The sequence below is a fragment of the Streptomyces sp. E2N166 genome, assembly GCF_003671715.1.
Classification (GTDB): Bacteria; Actinomycetota; Actinomycetes; order Streptomycetales; family Streptomycetaceae; genus Streptomyces; species Streptomyces thinghirensis.
The window spans coordinates 220145-220599 of the sequence record NZ_RAIF01000006.1; the positions used below are offsets into that span (position 1 = coordinate 220145).

At 69.0% G+C, this 455-nt stretch carries 1 protein-coding gene; it reads left to right on the plus strand.

Features of this window, described 5'->3' with window-relative positions; all coding sequences use genetic code 11:
- Nucleotides 1-455 (plus strand): condensation domain-containing protein (locus EBH09_RS38410; protein ID WP_238697134.1); only part of this gene is annotated, 455 nt, incomplete at both ends.

The window sequence follows — 455 nt, forward strand, 5'->3', positions numbered from 1 at the left end:
ACCTCACCACCGCCTACACCGCACGCGTCCAGAGCCAAGCCCCAGCCTGGCAGCCCCTGCCGATCCAGTACGCCGACTACACCCTCTGGCAGTACGACGCGCTCGGAACCACCAGCGACCCCGACAGCCCCGTATCCCAGCAACTCGCCTATTGGGCACGGGCGCTCGCCGATCTGCCGGAGCAGATCGAGCTCCCCACCGACCGTCAGCGGCCCGCGATCGCCAGCTACACCGGCGACAGTCTGACCCTCACCATGCCGCCCGCACTCCACCAGGAGGTCGCCGCGCTGGCGCAGCAGAACGGCGTCAGCCTGTTCATGGTTCTCCAGGCCGCCCTGGCCACCCTCCTCACCCGCCTCGGCGCAGGCACCGACATCCCCATCGGTACCCCCATCGCCGGCCGTACCGATGAGGCGGCAGAGGATCTCGTCGGCTTCTTCGTCAACACCCTCGTG